At 37.4% G+C, this 18,172-nt stretch carries 17 protein-coding genes, 2 tRNA genes, 2 riboswitches and 1 other annotated feature; of the genes, 13 read left to right on the top strand and 6 right to left on the bottom strand.

All coding sequences use genetic code 11. The annotated features are described in order from the left end of the window. Positions 1–683, bottom strand: a 683-nt coding sequence (locus HLX49_RS14335; RefSeq protein ID WP_296362731.1) for a YaaC family protein, incomplete at its 3' end; no start/stop codon positions are given. A 223-nt stretch (positions 684–906) separates the two neighbouring features. Between HLX49_RS14335 and guaB the strand changes: the two genes are divergently transcribed. The 12 genes from guaB to proC all read left to right on the top strand — a co-directional run bounded on the left by guaB (position 907) and on the right by proC (position 14,105). Next, positions 907–2,376: an IMP dehydrogenase gene (guaB, locus tag HLX49_RS14340; protein ID WP_296362732.1), complete on the top strand. Its 1,470-nt coding sequence runs from the start codon at positions 907–909 to the stop codon at positions 2,374–2,376. A gap of 268 nt (positions 2,377–2,644) precedes the next feature. Continuing rightward, the gene (locus HLX49_RS14345) at positions 2,645–3,976 is read left to right on the top strand and encodes a serine hydrolase (protein ID WP_296362733.1); all 1,332 of its coding nucleotides are present in this window, start codon (positions 2,645–2,647) and stop codon (positions 3,974–3,976) included. Between the two features lie 74 nt (positions 3,977–4,050). Further along, complete coding sequence (gene pdxS, locus HLX49_RS14350) at positions 4,051–4,935, top strand: pyridoxal 5'-phosphate synthase lyase subunit PdxS (protein WP_077702097.1); 885 nt, start codon at positions 4,051–4,053, stop codon at positions 4,933–4,935. A gap of 17 nt (positions 4,936–4,952) precedes the next feature. Then, positions 4,953–5,531, top strand: coding sequence for a pyridoxal 5'-phosphate synthase glutaminase subunit PdxT (pdxT, locus tag HLX49_RS14355; protein ID WP_077702098.1), 579 nt, complete (start codon positions 4,953–4,955; stop codon positions 5,529–5,531). A gap of 68 nt (positions 5,532–5,599) precedes the next feature. Further along, positions 5,600–5,823: a binding site (T-box leader), on the top strand. Between the two features lie 202 nt (positions 5,824–6,025). Next, a complete protein-coding gene (serS, locus tag HLX49_RS14360) occupies positions 6,026–7,300 on the top strand; it encodes a serine--tRNA ligase (protein ID WP_101933103.1) in 1,275 nt (424 codons plus the stop codon). A gap of 271 nt (positions 7,301–7,571) precedes the next feature. After that, positions 7,572–7,678, top strand: a riboswitch (SAM riboswitch). A gap of 136 nt (positions 7,679–7,814) precedes the next feature. Next, positions 7,815–7,918: riboswitch (SAM riboswitch) on the top strand. 196 nt (positions 7,919–8,114) lie between these two features. After that, positions 8,115–9,146 (top strand): methionine ABC transporter ATP-binding protein, encoded by a 1,032-nt coding sequence (locus HLX49_RS14365; protein ID WP_296362739.1) that lies wholly within the window; start codon positions 8,115–8,117, stop codon positions 9,144–9,146. After that, positions 9,136–9,786, top strand: a complete 651-nt coding sequence (locus tag HLX49_RS14370; protein WP_077702100.1) for a methionine ABC transporter permease — start codon at positions 9,136–9,138, stop codon at positions 9,784–9,786. Before HLX49_RS14365 ends, HLX49_RS14370 begins: the two co-directional genes overlap by 11 nt. A gap of 109 nt (positions 9,787–9,895) precedes the next feature. Next, positions 9,896–10,714: a MetQ/NlpA family ABC transporter substrate-binding protein gene (locus HLX49_RS14375; RefSeq protein ID WP_101933101.1), complete on the top strand. Its 819-nt coding sequence runs from the start codon at positions 9,896–9,898 to the stop codon at positions 10,712–10,714. Positions 10,715–10,735: 21 nt separating this feature from the next. Continuing rightward, complete coding sequence (locus tag HLX49_RS14380) at positions 10,736–11,941, top strand: M20 family metallopeptidase (protein ID WP_101933100.1); 1,206 nt, start codon at positions 10,736–10,738, stop codon at positions 11,939–11,941. 271 nt (positions 11,942–12,212) lie between these two features. Continuing rightward, the gene (locus tag HLX49_RS14385; protein ID WP_101933099.1) at positions 12,213–12,602 is read left to right on the top strand and encodes an RDD family protein; all 390 of its coding nucleotides are present in this window, start codon (positions 12,213–12,215) and stop codon (positions 12,600–12,602) included. Positions 12,603–12,738: 136 nt separating this feature from the next. After that, positions 12,739–12,831 (top strand) — tRNA-Ser (locus HLX49_RS14390). 464 nt (positions 12,832–13,295) lie between these two features. Beyond that, the gene (gene proC / locus HLX49_RS14395) at positions 13,296–14,105 is read left to right on the top strand and encodes a pyrroline-5-carboxylate reductase (RefSeq protein ID WP_101933098.1); all 810 of its coding nucleotides are present in this window, start codon (positions 13,296–13,298) and stop codon (positions 14,103–14,105) included. A 315-nt stretch (positions 14,106–14,420) separates the two neighbouring features. Here proC and HLX49_RS14400 read toward each other — a convergent pair whose 3' ends face one another. Continuing rightward, positions 14,421–15,101, bottom strand: a complete 681-nt coding sequence (locus HLX49_RS14400; protein ID WP_077702105.1) for a deoxynucleoside kinase — start codon at positions 15,099–15,101, stop codon at positions 14,421–14,423. Between the two features lie 33 nt (positions 15,102–15,134). Beyond that, positions 15,135–15,773 carry a deoxynucleoside kinase gene (locus tag HLX49_RS14405; protein WP_296362734.1) on the bottom strand — a complete coding sequence of 213 codons (639 nt, stop codon included), beginning with the start codon at positions 15,771–15,773 and terminating at the stop codon, positions 15,135–15,137. A gap of 194 nt (positions 15,774–15,967) precedes the next feature. Between HLX49_RS14405 and HLX49_RS14410 the strand changes: the two genes are divergently transcribed. Next, positions 15,968–16,040, top strand: a tRNA-Arg gene (locus tag HLX49_RS14410). 31 nt (positions 16,041–16,071) lie between these two features. Here the strand turns inward: HLX49_RS14410 and HLX49_RS14415 are convergent. Genes HLX49_RS14415 through HLX49_RS14425 form a run of 3 tightly spaced genes read right to left on the bottom strand, consistent with a single transcriptional unit; the run spans position 16,072 to position 17,868 of the window. Then, on the bottom strand, positions 16,072–17,244 hold the full coding sequence (locus HLX49_RS14415; RefSeq protein WP_296362735.1) for a site-specific integrase: 1,173 nt from the start codon (positions 17,242–17,244) through the stop codon (positions 16,072–16,074). A gap of 19 nt (positions 17,245–17,263) precedes the next feature. Then, positions 17,264–17,425 carry a hypothetical protein gene (locus tag HLX49_RS14420; RefSeq protein ID WP_212590775.1) on the bottom strand — a complete coding sequence of 54 codons (162 nt, stop codon included), beginning with the start codon at positions 17,423–17,425 and terminating at the stop codon, positions 17,264–17,266. Continuing rightward, positions 17,404–17,868: an ImmA/IrrE family metallo-endopeptidase gene (locus HLX49_RS14425; protein ID WP_244527736.1), complete on the bottom strand. Its 465-nt coding sequence runs from the start codon at positions 17,866–17,868 to the stop codon at positions 17,404–17,406. Before HLX49_RS14425 ends, HLX49_RS14420 begins: the two co-directional genes overlap by 22 nt. Between the last annotated feature and the right edge of the window lie 304 nt (positions 17,869–18,172).

Raw genomic sequence — 18,172 nt, forward strand, 5'->3', positions numbered from 1 at the left:
CCACAAGGCTCTAAAATAGGTTCCTCTACCTCCATTCGAATCTTTTGCTTATCCGTATCTGTATATTTAATAGGAGGTACGTATGCTTGAATTCGCTTTATAAAAGCCGCTTCAGTTAAGTGATAGCTATCTAACAAATGAACTGGAAATTCTAACAGTGGTGATGATATTCTTCCTACAGCTGCCAAATGCGGATTCTGATCTAACTGGAAAACAGGTTGCATTTCGGGAATGAGCGCGAGTAATTTTTGCATACTCCGTTTTTCAAACGGGGTTTCTAGCGCAAATAAATGCTCTGAAAAGTATGGAAAGAGTCCATTATGCTGTACCTTTACTTCATCGTTTAGAAAATGATAATTTTTCTTCTTCTTTTTTCTTGCAGTTACACCATGTGCTAATAAATTTGTTGATTCTGGATAATGAGGACGCTTTGTTAACAAACAAGCTTTAATAAGGTGAACCATGCCGTAAAAATAAAGGATCGGCTGCATAAATGGTTCTGTCTTTCTCCCTTGTTCAAAGAAACGCTTTCCATGATCCATATAATAGAGAAAAGCGTTGCAATTATGATAACTATTCACTTCTGCATCGACTACATTATTTTTTACATAGCAATGGTGTAAGTAGGATTGAGCCGTCTGCTGCGATTGTAAATAAGTTAAAAAAATATCTTCACGAAGCATATACACACCTTCTAACTATGCAAAAATTTTGAATCCATTTACTTTTTATTTCCTTTAAAATCGGGTTGAAAAAGCTAATCCATTGGCGTATTGTATATAAAAATAGATCTTATTTTAGTTTATCTCAGTACGGATTAACCATACATGTAAGTTTGCATATAGCCACAAAATGGTTACAACAGGAATTGCTTTCCATTGCTAAATTAAAAAAGGAGGATAATGAATGCGTGAAGATAAGTTTGTAAAAGACGGTTTAACTTTTGATGATGTTTTGCTAGTGCCAGCGAAGTCCGAGGTGTTACCGAAGGATGTAGATGTAAGTACAACGTTAACGGATAAAATTACATTAAATACACCATTGATGAGTGCAGGGATGGACACGGTAACAGAAGCAAGTTTAGCAATTGCGATGGCTCGTCAAGGTGGTATTGGAATTATTCATAAAAATATGTCCATCGAAGAACAGGCAGAGCAGGTAGATCGTGTAAAACGTTCAGAAAGTGGCGTAATTACCAATCCATTCTTTTTGACACCAGAACATCAAGTATATGATGCAGAACATCTTATGGGGAAATTTCGCATTTCTGGCGTACCTATTGTAAATAATGTTGAGGAACAAAAGCTAGTCGGTATTTTAACAAATCGTGATTTGCGCTTTATTCAAGACTATTCCATAGCTATTTCTGATGTGATGACGAAGGAACAGCTCGTAACTGCACCTGTTGGTACAACACTAGAAGAAGCAGAGAAAATATTGCAGCAATATAAAATTGAAAAGCTTCCACTAGTAGATGATAAACAAACTTTAAAAGGGCTTATTACAATTAAAGATATTGAAAAAGTGATCGAATTTCCTAAAGCAGCCAAAGATACTCAAGGAAGGTTACTCGTAGGAGCAGCTGTGGGTGTTACTGGTGATGCGATGAAACGAATTGAAAAGCTTGTAGAAGCCGGTGTAGATGTTATTGTCATTGATACTGCTCATGGCCATTCGAATGGCGTCATTGACCAAGTAAAAGCAGTACGAAAAATTTATCCTGATTTAGATATTGTAGCTGGAAACGTTGCGACGGCGGAAGCAACAAAAGCATTAATAGAAGCAGGTGCTTCCATTGTTAAGGTTGGAATTGGTCCTGGATCGATTTGTACGACTAGAGTAGTTGCAGGGGTTGGCGTTCCACAAATTACAGCTGTATATGATTGTGCAAAAGCTGCTGCACCATATGGCGTACCTGTTATTGCAGATGGTGGTATTAAATTCTCTGGGGATATTGTCAAAGCACTAGCAGCAGGCGCGCATGCTGTTATGCTCGGAAGTATGTTTGCAGGTGTTACGGAAAGCCCAGGAGAAACAGAAATCTACCAAGGTAGACAGTATAAAGTGTATCGAGGCATGGGTTCAGTTGGGGCGATGAAAGCAGGTTCTAAGGATCGTTACTTCCAGGAGGAATCTGAGACGAAGAAGCTTGTGCCAGAAGGAATTGAAGGCCGTGTAGCATATAAGGGTCCTTTAGCAGATACGATTCATCAATTAGTAGGAGGGCTACGTGCTGGCATGGGATATTGCGGTACCGCATCCATTGAAGCATTGCGCCAGGACGGAAAATTTATTCGAATTACGAATGCTGGCTTAAGGGAAAGCCATCCACATGATGTACAAATTACGAAAGAGGCTCCAAATTATATCGTTTAAGATGTAATAGATTAGAAAAATTTGGATATTTCTAAGTCTCGCTTATACTCAATCATTCCTTATAGTACAAAAAGTAGATGTGGGATACATCCCCATCTATTTTTTTATCTTTTTATATGGTAAAATAACTAAGTGCACGAAAAAGGTGTACGTTATTTTTCTATGTATGTTTAAAAAAGAGAAAACTACTGATAAAATTAATGGCTAGCAAACGTTTTGGACATACATAGGAAGGAAAAGGTTAAACTACAGTTGGGGGTACAAGAAAGTGAAACATGTTATGAGAAAAAGTTTCTTTATTTTTCTGGCAACCGTTATAATGGCATTTTCTATCGCAATACAGCCATTATCTGCGCAAGCTTCAGAAGTAGATCTTGAAGCAGAATCTGCTATCTTGGTAGATGCAAATACAGGGAAAATTTTATTTGCTAAAAATGCGGATAAATTGTTTCCTCCAGCTAGTATGACCAAAATGATGACAGAGTACTTAGTATGGGAAGCTGTTGAAAAAGGTCAAATCAGCTGGGATACAACAACACAGATTAGCGACTACCCATACAGCATTTCCGCAGATTCAACTTTCTCCGGAATCGGATTAAAGCAAGCGAAGGATTATAAGGTAAAAGATCTTTATCATGCAATGGCGATTAATTCGGATAATGCAGCTACCATTGCCCTTGCAGAACTTATTGCCGGTTCAGAAGGAGAATTCGTCAAATTAATGAATAAAAAGGGAGAAGAGATGGGTCTGCCAGATTTTGAATTTGTCAATTCAACTGGAATTGAAAATGAATCATTAGGGGACAACCATCCAAAAGGGACAGATCCCAATGGAGTGAACTATCTCTCTGCGAAGTCTGCAGCTTTATTAGCTTACCATCTTATTCATGATTTTCCAAAGGCTTTAGAAATATCAAGCAAGCCGACCGTGAAATTTGATGGCAAGGAGCTTCGTAATTTAAATTGGATGCTCCAGCATGATAAAACTAATTTTGAAGAATTTTATTATGAAGGTGTTGACGGTTTAAAAACTGGTTTCACCGATTTAGCCGGCTATACCTTTACTGGAACTGCAAAAAAGGGAGATCGCCGTTTAATTTCTGTTGTCATGAAAACGAAAAGCGAAGCAAAGCGTTTTGAGCAAACTGCTAAATTACTAGATTACGGCTTTCAAAAATTTGAGAATACAGAAATTTTCCCTGCCGGGTATCAATTGGAAGATAAATCTAGCATTCCGGTTAATAAAGGAAAGAAAGATGATGTAAGCATATCACTTGCTGAATCTGTATCTTTGCCAATCAAACCAGATGAAAAAGATTTGTATAAAATAACGTATACACTGGATCAAGAAAAGTTAAATAAAGACGGCGAGCTAACAGCACCTATTAAAAAAGGTGAAAAAATAGGGACAGCTCAAATTATGTATAAAGCTGATAATGATTATGGGTATATTACCAAGGATAGTAATAGTACAGTAGATGTTGTAACTGACACTAGTGTGGAGAAATCGAATTGGTTTATGTTAACAATAGGAGCAATAGGTGATTTCTTTGTTGATTTATTTAATACAGTGGTAGACTGGATTAAAGGTTTGTTTTAAGCATAGTCAGCATTGTGTATAGTAATACTTTTATGAAGAATACGAAATAAGAATGAGATTAGGGGGCGGTTGCTTTGTCAAATATAGGTACAGAACGTGTAAAACGAGGTATGGCAGAAATGCAAAAAGGCGGCGTCATTATGGATGTTGTCAATGCAGAACAAGCTAAAATCGCTGAAGAAGCAGGTGCAGTAGCTGTTATGGCACTTGAACGTGTTCCTTCGGATATTCGAGCTGCTGGTGGCGTAGCTCGGATGGCAGATCCGACAATTACAGAAGAAGTACTTGGAGCTGTATCCATTCCAGTGATGGCCAAAGCTCGAATTGGACATATTACAGAAGCACGTGTTTTAGAAGCGATGGGTGTAGACTATATTGATGAAAGTGAAGTCTTAACTCCTGCCGATGATATTTATCATATTAATAAATCTGATTATACGGTACCGTTTGTTTGTGGTTGCCGTAATCTTGGGGAAGCAGCTCGTCGTATAGGCGAAGGCGCTTCGATGCTACGGACAAAAGGAGAGCCTGGTACAGGAAATATCGTTGAAGCTGTGCGTCATATGCGCCAAGTACAATCGGAAATTCGCATGGTGTCTGCTATGTCCCGTGATGAAGTTATGACATATGCAAAAGAAATTGGTGCGCCATTTGAATTATTATTGCAGATTCGTGAAGAGGGTCGCTTGCCTGTAGTTAATTTTGCAGCAGGTGGTATTGCTACGCCAAGCGATGCAGCACTAATGATGGAATTAGGAGCTGATGGTGTATTTGTTGGTTCTGGTATATTTAAATCAGCAAATCCGGCTAAATTCGCCAAAGCTATCGTGGAAGCAACGACACATTATCAAGACTATAAACTAATTGCAGAACTTTCCAAAGATCTTGGCGATGCGATGAAAGGGCTAGATATGGCTACAATTGAAGCTCATGACCGAATGCAAGATCGTAGCGAGTAAGAAAGAAGGCATGTTTTATGACAACAATTGGAGTCCTCGCACTACAGGGGGCGGTACGCGAACATATCCGTGCCATTCATGCATGTGGGGCTAATGCTGTAGAAATAAAAAGAAAAGAACAGCTAGAAGAAATCGATGGGTTAATTTTGCCTGGTGGTGAAAGTACAACTATCAGACGGTTAATGGATAGTTATGGAATTTTTACAGCGATTCAAAATTTCGCAGACAAAGGTAAACCTATTTTCGGTACTTGTGCTGGCTTAATTATCATGGCAAAATCGATTGTAGGACAAGCAGAAGGGCATCTAGGTCTGATTGATATGACTGTCGCTAGAAATGCATTTGGACGTCAAGTGGCCAGTTTTGAGGCAGAATTGGATGTAGCTGGTATTGCAGAAGGTTTTCGTGCAGTGTTTATCCGCGCTCCATACGTAGTGGAAGTCGGAAAGAATGTTGAAATTCTAGCTACGTATGACGAGCATATTGTTGCTGTTCGTCAAGGCCCATTTATTGCTACAGCCTTTCATCCTGAATTAACGGATGACCATAGGTTAATTTCTTACTTTATTCATTTGACAGCTACCAATAAATCATAAATTGTTATGTTGGTTGTAGTTGATTATATATGAAAAATCGGTTATCATAGAAGATAATAAACAAGACAATAACAGTTTTGACAGGAAATAGTAGTAGTTTGTTTTTCAGTAGAGAGTCGATGGGTGGTGCAAATCGATGTAAAACAACTATGAATCCATCCTTGAGCTGGTTTATCGAACGATAGAGTAAATAAACCCGGATATGTGCCGTTATCACGTTTAAGCTGGAAGAGTGTGCTTTGTTGCGTTCTTCAATCAGGGTGGCAACGCGGGTAAAACTCCCGTCCCTATTCATAGGGACGGGAGTTTTTTGTATTTAAAGTTTTAGGTGAAAAATGGCTCGTATTGTTAAAACGTGTTTTACACTTATAGAAAGAAAGGGTCTATAGTATAAAACAATTTAGCGCTCTTCTGCCATAAGAAATTGGCGACAAGCTAATTTCTTCTTAAATAAGGGATCCATTTTAATTTAAATCATATAAGGAGGAACTCAAATGTTAGATTTGAAATTTTTACGTCACCATTTCCAAGAAGTAAAACAAAAATTAGCGCATCGTGGTGAGGACTTATCAGAACTGGATCATTTTGGCGAGTTAGATGAAAAGCGTCGTCAACTAATTTCCGAGACAGAGCAGTTAAAAGCGAAGCGAAATGAAGTATCGAAACAAATCTCTGTACTAAAGCGAGAAAAGCAAGATGCTGAGCCTGCGATTAAAGAAATGAGAGAAGTAGGCGACCAAATTGCTGAGTTGGATAGCGAATTAAAGCAAATTAATGAACATTTAGAGCAAATCATGTTGTCTATTCCTAATATTCCTCATGAAAGTGTACCAATTGGTGAAGATGAAGATGATAATGTCGAGGTGCGGAGTTGGGGAGAGAAGACGCCATTTTCCTATGAACCAAAGCCTCACTGGGATGTAGCAACAGACTTAGACATCGTTGACTTTGAACGAGCTGGCAAAGTGACTGGGAGTAGGTTTGTCTTTTATAAAGGACTTGGTGCAAGATTAGAGCGTGCATTATGGAACCTGATGTTAGATTTCCATGTGGATGAACATGGCTATGAAGAAATGTTGCCACCACAAATTGTGAATCGAACTAGTATGACTGGGACAGGGCAATTACCAAAATTTGCAGAAGACGCCTTTAAACTAGAAGAATGGGATTATTATTTAGCTCCGACTGCAGAAGTGCCAGTAACAAATTATTATCGTGATGATATTTTAAAGATAGATGATTTACCGAAAAAATTTGCTGCATTTAGTAGCTGCTTTCGTTCTGAAGCAGGATCTGCTGGAAGAGACACAAGAGGTCTGATTCGTCAGCATCAATTTAATAAAGTCGAGCTTGTCCATTTTGTTAAACCTGAAGATTCCTATGAAACATTGGAAGTGTTAACAAATCATGCAGAGAAAATATTACAGTTATTAGAGCTTCCTTATCGTGTGATGAGTATGTGTACAGGAGATTTAGGCTTTACAGCAGCTAAGAAGTACGATATCGAAGTATGGATCCCTAGTCAGCATACGTATCGGGAAATTTCTTCTTGCTCTAATTTTGAAGACTTCCAGGCAAGACGTGCCAATATCCGTTTTCGTAGAGAAGCAAAAGCAAAACCAGAATTTGTGCATACATTAAACGGCTCTGGATTGGCTATTGGTCGAACTGTTGCAGCTATTTTGGAAAATTACCAGCAAGAGGATGGAACGGTTGTTATTCCAAAAGCATTGCGTCCATATATGGGAGGAAAAAAGGTCATTCAATAAGCCAATTCAAACATTTACTGTGAGTCAAATGGTAAATAGAAGAGCAAAGTCGCATTTTGGGCTTATTGACGAAGGCTGGAACAACGGTTCATGCATCTTTTTTTTAAAAGGAACATAGTCTGAAAGATAACAGGAAACATCCGCGGATAAAATTTTTATCGCAATAAAGGCTTGGCGATAGCCCATTTTTTCTAAAAATCTGTTTGACAAGTAAAGGAAACCGTAGTATGATATAACACAATATCTTGATCAAAAATAAATATAATATTTCTTCTTATTAAGAGAGGTGGAGGGAATTGGCCCTTAGAAGCCTCGGCAGCGGACTCGTAAGTAGTACTGTGCTAAATCCAACAAGCAAGCATGCTTGAAAAATAAGAAGCGGAAACCAATAGATTGGAAATCCCTTCTTATTTCGTATAAGGAGGGATTTCTTTTTACGCAATAGGAAAGGGTGGAATTTTCAGAGTTTATAACTTAAGCAAAACGGTGGTGTTACCGCCAAAAAATAACATACTTCTTATCTAGAGAGGTGGAGGGACTGGCCCATAGAAGCCTCGGCAGCGGACTCATATGAGTACTGTGCCAAATCCAGCAAACAAGTAGTTTGAAAGATAAGAAGAGGATATGTATAAAAAATACCTCTTCTTATGGAAGGGGTATTTTTTATACTATAGGAAAGCATAAAAGTTTAAAGGTTTATAGTATAAGAACATCTTTGTTATTTTTGGAAAAGCTAGATCCATGGCAATTGTTTCACATGGAACAATTGCCATACAAAGCGATTTTAAGTGAAAAAGAATGGTGGATTGGTTCAATGATTATATTTGATCAGGTAACGAAAGTGTATGAAGGAAAAGGTGAATCTGTTAAAGCATTGCACAACGTGGATTTACAGGTAAAAAAAGGAGAAATATATGGTGTGATTGGATTTAGTGGTGCAGGAAAAAGCTCGCTCATACGCTGTGTGAATGCTTTAGAACGTCCGTCATCTGGAAGAGTAATCATAGATGGAAAGGATCTCTTACAATTAACTGCAAAAGAAGTACGTGAAGCAAAACGGAATATCGGTATGATTTTTCAACATTTTAATCTTTTACATTCAAAAACAGTGTTTACGAATGTAGCGATGCCTCTACTAGTGGCAAAACGTCCTAAAGAGGAAGTGAGAAAAAGAGTATTAGAGTTACTCGCTTTTGTTGGTTTAGAAGATAAAGCAAACAGTTACCCCGATCAGCTATCTGGAGGGCAAAAACAACGCGTAGGGATAGCTCGTGCTTTAGTTACGAATCCGAAAGTGCTTTTATGTGATGAGGCAACATCTGCACTTGACCCAGAAACAACAAAATCTATTTTTCAACTGTTAAAACAGGTAAATCAGGCATATGGAGTGACGATTTTAATGATTACGCATGAGATGGGTGCCATCAAAGCGATTTGTGATCGGGTTGGTGTTTTAGATCAAGGAAAAATAGTGGAGTCGGGCAGTGTATTTCAAGTATTTTCAAAACCAAAAACAGCGATTGCTGCTAAGTTTGTAAGTTCTGTGATGAATGACCATATACCGGAGTCGATTTATGCGTTACTTCGTGAACAGCGAGAAGACCGGCATATATATCGCATTGTGTTTGTCGGTAATAGTGCAGGCGAGCCTTTATTATCACAAGTTGCTAAAACGTATACCGTAGATGTCAATATACTGTATGGCAGCATTACAGAAATACAAGGGATTCCTTTTGGCAATTTCATCGTTCAATTTTCAGGTACAGAGAAGGAGATGAAACGAGCTTTGCTACATATTCATCAACAAAAGGTTACTGTAAAGGAAGTGTTAGCAGATGTTAGTTGATCAAGAACAACTCTTACAAGCTTTATGGGAAACGGTCGTCATGGTCGGCGTATCATTAATTTTCTCTTTTCTTATCGGACTTGTATTAGGTGTTTTATTAGTCGTATCGAGAAAGGGGCATCTTTGGGAAAATAAAATTATTTTCACTATATTAAACACAGGAATAAATATATTTCGTTCTATTCCATTTATTATTTTGATGGTAGCCGTTATTCCATTCACAAGGCTGATTGTTGGAACTTCGATTGGAACAGCTGCTGCAATTGTACCAATGATATTATTTGCTGGCCCTTATATTGCTAGATTAATAGAAAACTCTTTACTGGAAGTTGACCCAGGGGTTATAGAAGCAGCACAAGCAATGGGGGCAACGCCATGGCAGATTATGACTCGTTTTCTTTTACCAGAAGCACGAAGTTCGTTATTACTAGGCATAACGATTGCAACAATTGGTTTAGTAGGAGCTTCTGCAATGGCTGGAGCAGTTGGTGGAGGAGGCCTTGGTGATTTAGCTATTACATATGGCTACCAGCGTTTTGACACGGTCGTGATGTTCCTTACTGTAGGGATCCTTATCATCATGGTACAAGGATTACAGTCCCTCGGAAACTACCTAGCCAGACGAGTGCGACGAAGATAATAAGGTTTACTGGGAACGTGGTAGGATATGCTTAGAGGAATACGTAGTAAGAATGAAAACAGGTGGATGAGTAAAAAACGCCTGAAAATATATACGAGGAGAGTTTTTTATGAAAAGATTAGCAGCTTTATTTTTCCTATTCATTCCATTAATTATTATTAGCGCTTGTTCTAGCAGTGAAGCTAGTTCCACGGTGAAAGTTGGTATTAGCGGTTCTGATACGACGATTTGGGATTATGTAGCGGAAAAAGCTAAGGATGAAGGGATAAACGTAGAAATTGTTCGTTTCTCCGATTATGTGCAACCTAATTTGGCTTTAGCAGAAGGAGAGATTGATGCAAATGCATTCCAAACGGTTTCTTATTTTGATGCGTTTATAAAAGAACATGATTTAGATTTAACACCAATTGCCACGACGGTCATTGCTCCAATGGGGTTATATTCGGAAAAACATGGTACCACAGAGGACATACCTAAAGGAGGGACGATTGCTTTAGCAAAAGAAGCTACCAATATGGGAAGAGGTTTATTATTATTACAGGACGCAGGTTTGATTAAATTAGCGGAAGACTTCGATGGCAATGGTGCTTTAGATAAAATCATTGACAACCCAAGAAATCTGCAATTTGAATTACTTGTTGCTGGGCAAACGCCAAGAGTCCTTCCTGATGTGGATGCTTCAATTATAAACAATGGAATAGCCGTAGACGCAGGATTAAGTCCATTGAAAGATGCTATATATCATGAGGATGAAACAGCTACAGCCTATATTAACATTATTGCTGTTCAGGAAAAGAATAAAGATGATCAAGTATTGACGAAGCTGGCAGAGATTTACCAAACTGAAGATGTAGCTAAATTTATTGAAAAAGAACGTGACGGAAATTCTATTCCAACTTTTGTGCCATTAAGTGAAATTGGCTACTAAATTTAAAATGAGGTGATAATAATGACGTTTACTACAGAAACGACAACGATTTGGAAACAGGAAATAGCAAAAAATATAGCGGCTAATAAGGAAAGATATATTCAGATTAGTCATGATATCCATGCTCATCCTGAAATTGGAAATCAAGAAACATATGCTGCTAAAACATTAACAGATATTTTAGTGGAAAATGGCTTTGATGTTCAATTGGATGTGGCAGGGCATGCTACTGCGTTTATCGCTAGAAAGAAAAGTGCTTTGGACGGAAGGAGAATTGCGTTTTTAGCGGAATATGATGCTTTACCAGAGATCGGTCATGCATGTGGTCATAATATCATTGGTACGTTAAGTGTTGGTGCTGCCATTGGTTTAAGTCAAGTAATCGATGAAGTAGGTGGTGAAGTAGTAGTCTTTGGAACGCCTGCTGAAGAAGGTGGACCGAATGGCAGTGCAAAAGGCAGCTTTGTTAAAGCTAAAATTACAGAAAGCATTGATGCAGCCCTTATGCTTCATCCTGGTGCAGATACACGGCTGACAGGTCCTACATTGGCAGTAGATCCGCTCGACTTTGAATTTTTTGGTAAAACTGCTCATGCTTCTGCGCATCCAGATCAAGGAATTAATGCGTTAGATGGGGTTATTCAATTGTTTAATGGCATCAATGCTTTACGTCAACATGTTTCAAACGATGTACGGATACATGGCATTATTACAGATGGCGGTGACGCTCCTAACGTTGTACCTGATTATGCGAAAGCTCGATTTTTCATTCGTGCAAGAACAAGGGAAGGTTTGAATCAAGTTACGGAGCGAGTAAAAGCAATTGCAGAGGGTGCTGCTTTAACAACAGGAGCCAAAGTAAAAGTATCTCCATTTCAAAATGAAGTGGATAATTTTATTATCAATGAGAGTCTAGATGATATTTTTAAAACGGAAATAGAGCAATTCGGAGAGACAGTACTTGAACGTTATTCGCAAGCTTTAGGTTCGACAGATGCAGGGAATATAAGCCAAGTAGTTCCAACAATTCATCCGCATATTAAAATTGGCTCGAGTAGTTTAATTGGTCATACTGTTTCGTTTCGAGAAGCTGCCAAGTCAAAGCAAGCAGATGAAGCATTAATTGTTGGAGCAAAAGCAGTGGCATTTACAGCGCTAAAATTGTTAACGGATGAGACAGCTCTTGACAGGGTAAGGAAGGAATTTCTTTATAAAACGGAGAAATAATTTTGATTGATGTTGCGGTAATTAGTGGGTGGTTCTTTTATCCCCTACTTTCTTAGTATGTAAGATATTACCTAAAAGTTTCTAGAAGAAATGGGGATGTAGTAGCTGTTATTTTCACTTAGACACCTACCAATTCCTGAGGTTACAGCACCTTCTATCTCTGCTAAATATTCTCTTTAAAGCAGGATATTAATTTTGTTTTTCTACATTTTCAGGAAACTTTCATGCTTCTTGTGCGTATAACAGCTAGACGAACATAGGAGGGGATGAAATGAAGTCGTTAACCAAACAAAGGATGAAGGCTCTTTTTATTGATGTAGCAATTTCTACCGCTGTAACTGTGGGGGTTGAATACGTTTTACGGAAAAAAGTAAAGAATGAGTTTATTCATACTGTAGTAACCCCAACCGTTGTCATGTGGTCGCTCGAGTACATACAACTAAAGCAATGTAGACAAACGGTGGGTTATAAATTGATGGGGCTAGAATTACGAAGCAAAACAGGTTTTGAGTTGACACCGATACAACTTTTTAAACGAATGGCTTATCGTGACACGTTAAGTAACTTACAATACATTATTAACCGACATTCCTTTGAAGGAGAAGCTGGAGCTGTACTTCCGCATGACAGGTATGCAGGTACGGTTGTAAAAGAGGTATAGCAAGGTCTTGGCACAGCTTTATGCATAATTCTGTGCCAACCTTTGAGAAATATATATCTATGTTAGTAAATAAAAAAATAGTAATTAGGAATTGACAAGTATGTTAAGAACATGGTATATTATATCTTGTCGCCACGGAGGTATACCCAAGTCTGGCTGAAGGGATCGGTCTTGAAAACCGACAGGGGTGTAACAGCCCGCGGGGGTTCGAATCCCTCTACCTCCTCCATTTTTAAAATTAGCGCATAAAATTTTGGAGATAAAAAAATCGTTACATTGTAGCGATTTTTTTGATGTAAGTACGTTTTTAATTGTTTGAACTTGACAATGATTTGTTTTATGCATATAGTACATAATTAATAAAATAAAAATAAAAAAGCGATGACGAGGCCAATTGTATCATGTACGGACGACAGAGAATGGGGTTCACCGGCTGAAAGACCCCACACGTAGACGGCTGATATGAACCTACCTACTGAGCTGTTAGAATAAACCTGACCGCAGTTAAAAACTGTGTTAACAAGAAAAGCTGGGCATGGGACTCATGCCAATATAGGTGGTACCGCGGAAAACTCTTTTCGTCCTTATTTAGGATGGAGAGAGTTTTTTGTTTTTAAAAGGTTTATGGTATAGAGACTTAGCGAGAAGCTAAGTTTTTCTAAAAATGATTTTAACAAGGAGGTTGTTACTACGATGGATAAAAACCTTGCATTTATTGGTGCTGGTTCTATGGCCGAAGCAATTATTTCTGGCTTAATTGAATCAACCATTATCGATAAACAGCACATTATGATAACAAATCGAATGAATCACCAACGAATAGCTGATTTAAAGCAAAAGTATCACATAGACAGTATGCGTGATAAACAACAACTAATAGAATGGTCAGATGTCATTGTATTGGCTACAAAGCCGTGTGATATGAAAGAAGCACTTGCTTCCATTCAACCATATATAGAAGAGAGGCATTTGATTGTTTCAGTTACAGCAGGAATATCAACGGAAAAGATAGAGCAGTGGATTGGCATATCTACCCCTGTTGTTAGAGCGATGCCTAATACTTCTGCTTCCATCGGTTTTTCAGCTACTGCTTTATGTACTGGAACGCACGCTTTAGAAGAGCATATGAGCATAGCGAAAGAATTGTTCGATACGATTGGAACAACCGTTCAAGTGGAAGAAAAAGAAATGCATCTGGTGACAGGGATTTCTGGAAGTGGACCGGCGTATATTTATTATCTTGTCGAAGCAATGGAGCAAACAGCTATTGAATCCGGCATGAATCCAGAGACAGCTAAACAGTTAATTCATCAGACAGTGCTAGGTGCTGGAAACATGTTGCATGAAACAAATGAAACGGCAGCAGAATTACGCAAGAAAATAACAAGTCCAGCAGGTACAACAAAAGCAGGGATCCAAACTTTAGCACAACAAGATTTTCAACAAGTAATAAGCAAATGTATTTATGCAGCAAGAGATCGTTCTATTGAATTAGGAGAATGAACAAGAAATATTAGCTTTTAGTTGGGATAGAAAAGTATTTTGTCATATAAGGTGCTGTAAGTACTCCCACTTCAAGAACAAGTCTAAGTGGGAGATAACAGTACCTAAATCTCCAGTTGGTTCACTTAACGATCAGTGAGGGTGAAAAAACCCCCTCTACTGATTGAAAATTCACTTTATAAAAAACGTACCTGTAGACGCTTTACATAGAAGATGGTGGCTCTCGATACAAGCTGTAACGTTTTTTATAATATTTTCATCCCAATAGTGCAAACAATCCGTGGGGAAACTCCCCCCACGGATAGAAAAATTATTTTATACACGGTCACGAGATTTCCAACGACGAGATTGCTGGATAAAATGGCCGACACGCTCTAGAATAGGTTCAATTGAGTTTTCTTTTTTCATCAAGTCATAATCAGCTATATCGATTCGCAGGATAGGGCAAGCGTTGAAGTTATTAATCCATTCTTGATAACGATAATACAATTCTTTCCAATAGGAAATATCCGTGTTCTTTTCCATTTCCCGTCCACGTTCATGAATTCTTTCAATAATCGCTTCGAATGAACCTTCTAAATAAATAAGTAGGTCAGGATGTGGGAAATACGGGGTCATGACCATTGCTTCAAATAAGTTCGTGTAAGTTTCATAATCAGTTTTGGACATTGTTCCATTATCGTAATGCATTTTTGCAAAAATGCCTGTATCTTCATAGATAGAGCGGTCTTGAATAAAGCCACCCCCATATTCAAAGATTTTTTTCTGTTCTTTAAACCGTTCTGCTAAAAAATAAATTTGTAGATGAAAACTCCATCTTTCAAAATCACCATAAAACTTTTCTAAATATGGATTTGTATCTACTTTTTCGTACGATGTTTTAAAGTTTAATGCTTTTGCTAGAGCGTTTGTCATCGTTGACTTTCCGACCCCGACCGTACCTGCGATCGTAATAATGCTATCATGAGGGATGTGATATTTTTCTCTTGCGTTCATTGGTGTAATTCTCCTTCTATTTCCATTTCTTCTTTATTTGCAGTTCAGTTGCTTCAAATTCATGGACACTTGTTCCATAATCTGATCTAAATGTTGTTGATAACAAATAAAATCTACCTTGTCTCCATCAATACGAATAACTGGAATATTTGGGTGCAGTTTTTCAAATTGATTCATAAAGTCTTCATAATCCGCTGCAATCTGTTCCAAGTAAGGTGCTTGTATGTTTTGTTCCATTTCCCTGCCACGTTTTCGGATGCGTTCTAAAATGGTATCTAAACTTGCATGCAAATAAATCATCATATTCGGTACAGGCATATCTGCTGTTAAAATATGATAAATTTTCTCGTATTTATCGAATTTATCTTCGGGTAAAGTACGCTTGGCAAAAATCATGTTTTTTGATATATGATAATCAGCAACGACAGATTTTCCGTTGCGTAAGTATTGTTTGTCAATGTCTTCTAGTTGCTTAAATCGATTGCATAAAAAGAACATTTCTGTTTGAAAACTCCACTCCTCAATATTTTCGTAAAATTTTCCTAGAAATGGATTTTCTTCAACGATTTCTTTTAGCAACTGAAATTGAAAATGGGCGGACAATTTTTCAGCAAGGGAGGTTTTCCCTATACCAATTGGTCCTTCAATAGCGATAAATGGTACGTGTGCCATTGTTTTTTCCTCCAATCTAGTAAGAAAACAGATGTACACTATTTTATCATACTCATTATGTAGAAACCATGTACACTCTGTGAAGGGACGTAGTACTTTTCAAGTGTGGAGGAATTTTGTATAATAGATAGTGCTGGATCAAAAAATGAGATTTGGCACTATGAAGTTTAATTTATTGTTTATATTTTTTACTTGCCCCCGTAGCTCAGGGGATAGAGCATCGGTTTCCTAAACCGTGTGTCGCAGGTTCGAATCCTGCCGGGGGCGTAGGTTTATCGGTTGTCATTTTTAAAATTGGTCACGGATTGGTCACATCACTCATGAAATCAGAACTAACGTTCTTGTTTTCTTGTTGGTTTTTAAATGCGGATTCTAAACTTTCTGCGACTGCTTCCTGCATATTAGGGAGCATATGAGAATAAGTATCTAGCGTAACTTGTATAGATGAATGTCCAAGACGTTCTTGTACGATTTTAGGATGGACACCTAACGCAAATAGCATAGAAGCATGAGTATGTCGTAAATCATGAAACCTTATTTTATTTACCTTTGATCGTTTTATGGCTCTTCGAAACGCTCTACCAAGATTAGAAGGTAATACATGAGTTCCTATGCCAGTGGCTACAACTAAATTATTATCTATATAGGAGTCACCTGCATTCATCTTAATTCGTTTCTGTTCATTAAGATGTTTTTTTAATTCAAATACATCCGAATCAGATATTGAAATAGAACGGTAACTTGAATTATTTTTCAGATCAGCAATATGATAATTATTTTCTTCTGAACGCTTTAAAGATCTTTTCACATATATCCTTTTATTAGAGAAGTCTATGCAATCCCATTTAAGCCCTAATACTTCACCTTGCCGCATACCTGTAAATGAAGCTATATACCAAGCAATAAAAAATTTTTCGTTTCTTGTATCGTTAATAAATTTAGATAATGATTCTATAGGCCAGTATTCCATTTCTTTTTTTCGAACTCTTGCTGGTTCTGCAGCTTTAGCTACATTTTTATTTATATCGCCTAGTTTTGCACCATAATCTAAGGCATTTGATAAAATACGATGGATATGATGCACAGATCGTTCTGATAATTTGTTATCTAATAAAGAGTCATAGAACCGTTGTACTTGTCTGGCATTTAATTCATGAACTCGGATGTCTCCAATTGCAGGCTTAATGTGATTATTGATATTCCCTTTATAGTGTAAATATGTGCTGTGTACAACTCTTTTCCTTTTATGCTCCAGCCAATTGTCTAAATAATCTCCTAATGTTTCTGTAGTAGGTTCAACATATCCGCCGCGATTTAATTCCACTATCATTTCATTCATTGCCGCACGAGCTTTCTTTTCACTAGTGAAGCTAGATACTCTTTTTTGTTTACGTTTTTTAGTAACAGGATCTCTTCCAATATCAATGACAAAAGAATATTTATTGCCGCGTTTTTCGATATGTCCCTTCATTTATATTTCTCCTTATTATTTATTTTCCTTTTACTATCATTTCCATCAACTGAAGTGTGTGAATAAGAGAGTAAGCTATTAATCGGGATTCCTCTCTAGATAATTCCACTCCATCAACTATGTAATTGTGTCCATTAAAATAAATTGCAATAATCCTTTCTAATTCAATTGATATGTCCATTTCATAGAACCTCCAGAGTAAAATTTATTTGTATACATCTCTAATCTCTTATAAGCAAAGTCGTAATCAACGTTAAATAGCTGCATAATGTCATATATTGTATAGTTGTATAACTTATCCAGCATAAATGTCGGTACGCAAAAATGATAAGCAAAGTTGTTCGCTTGCCATTCCTGTAGATCTATAAACAAACGATGCATATTCAACTGACATCCACAATGTCTTAGATAGTGACCAATTTCATGACCAAAATCCATCCACTCTTGCCTCACATCGCTTCTGATTAAACTTATTTCGTTGTCAAATCTAAATAGCTTATCTTCTTCGTAAATTATTTCTACACCTAATTTCTTAGCTATTATTTGTTTGTCTAAGTTAACAGGAATTTCAATTCCAATTGATGTATATAGTTCATATATGTAATCTTCAAGGTGCGTGTACAACCCATAACCCCCCAGTTAATAGAAAGTATGTTCGTTTAAAGAGTAAAGTAGTAGGCGCGCCTTAAGCACACCTATGATAGTCCTAACAGTTCTTTTTTCTTTGTATTTTAAATCAATTCTTCATTGGATAAAAATAGGTACAGCAGTTAATGCACCTTAAGTTGTGATATCTGACACTATAATGGACCCATAAATCTAGACACGAAATAAGGAGATGTTAAAGTAGATTTATGGGTAAAAGAAAAAGTTATACATCACAATTCAAATCAAAGATCGTGCTAGAAATGCTTAAAGAAGAAAGAAG

The organism is Virgibacillus sp., from assembly GCF_013393565.1.
Lineage (GTDB): Bacteria > Bacillota > Bacilli > Bacillales > Amphibacillaceae > Virgibacillus > Virgibacillus dokdonensis.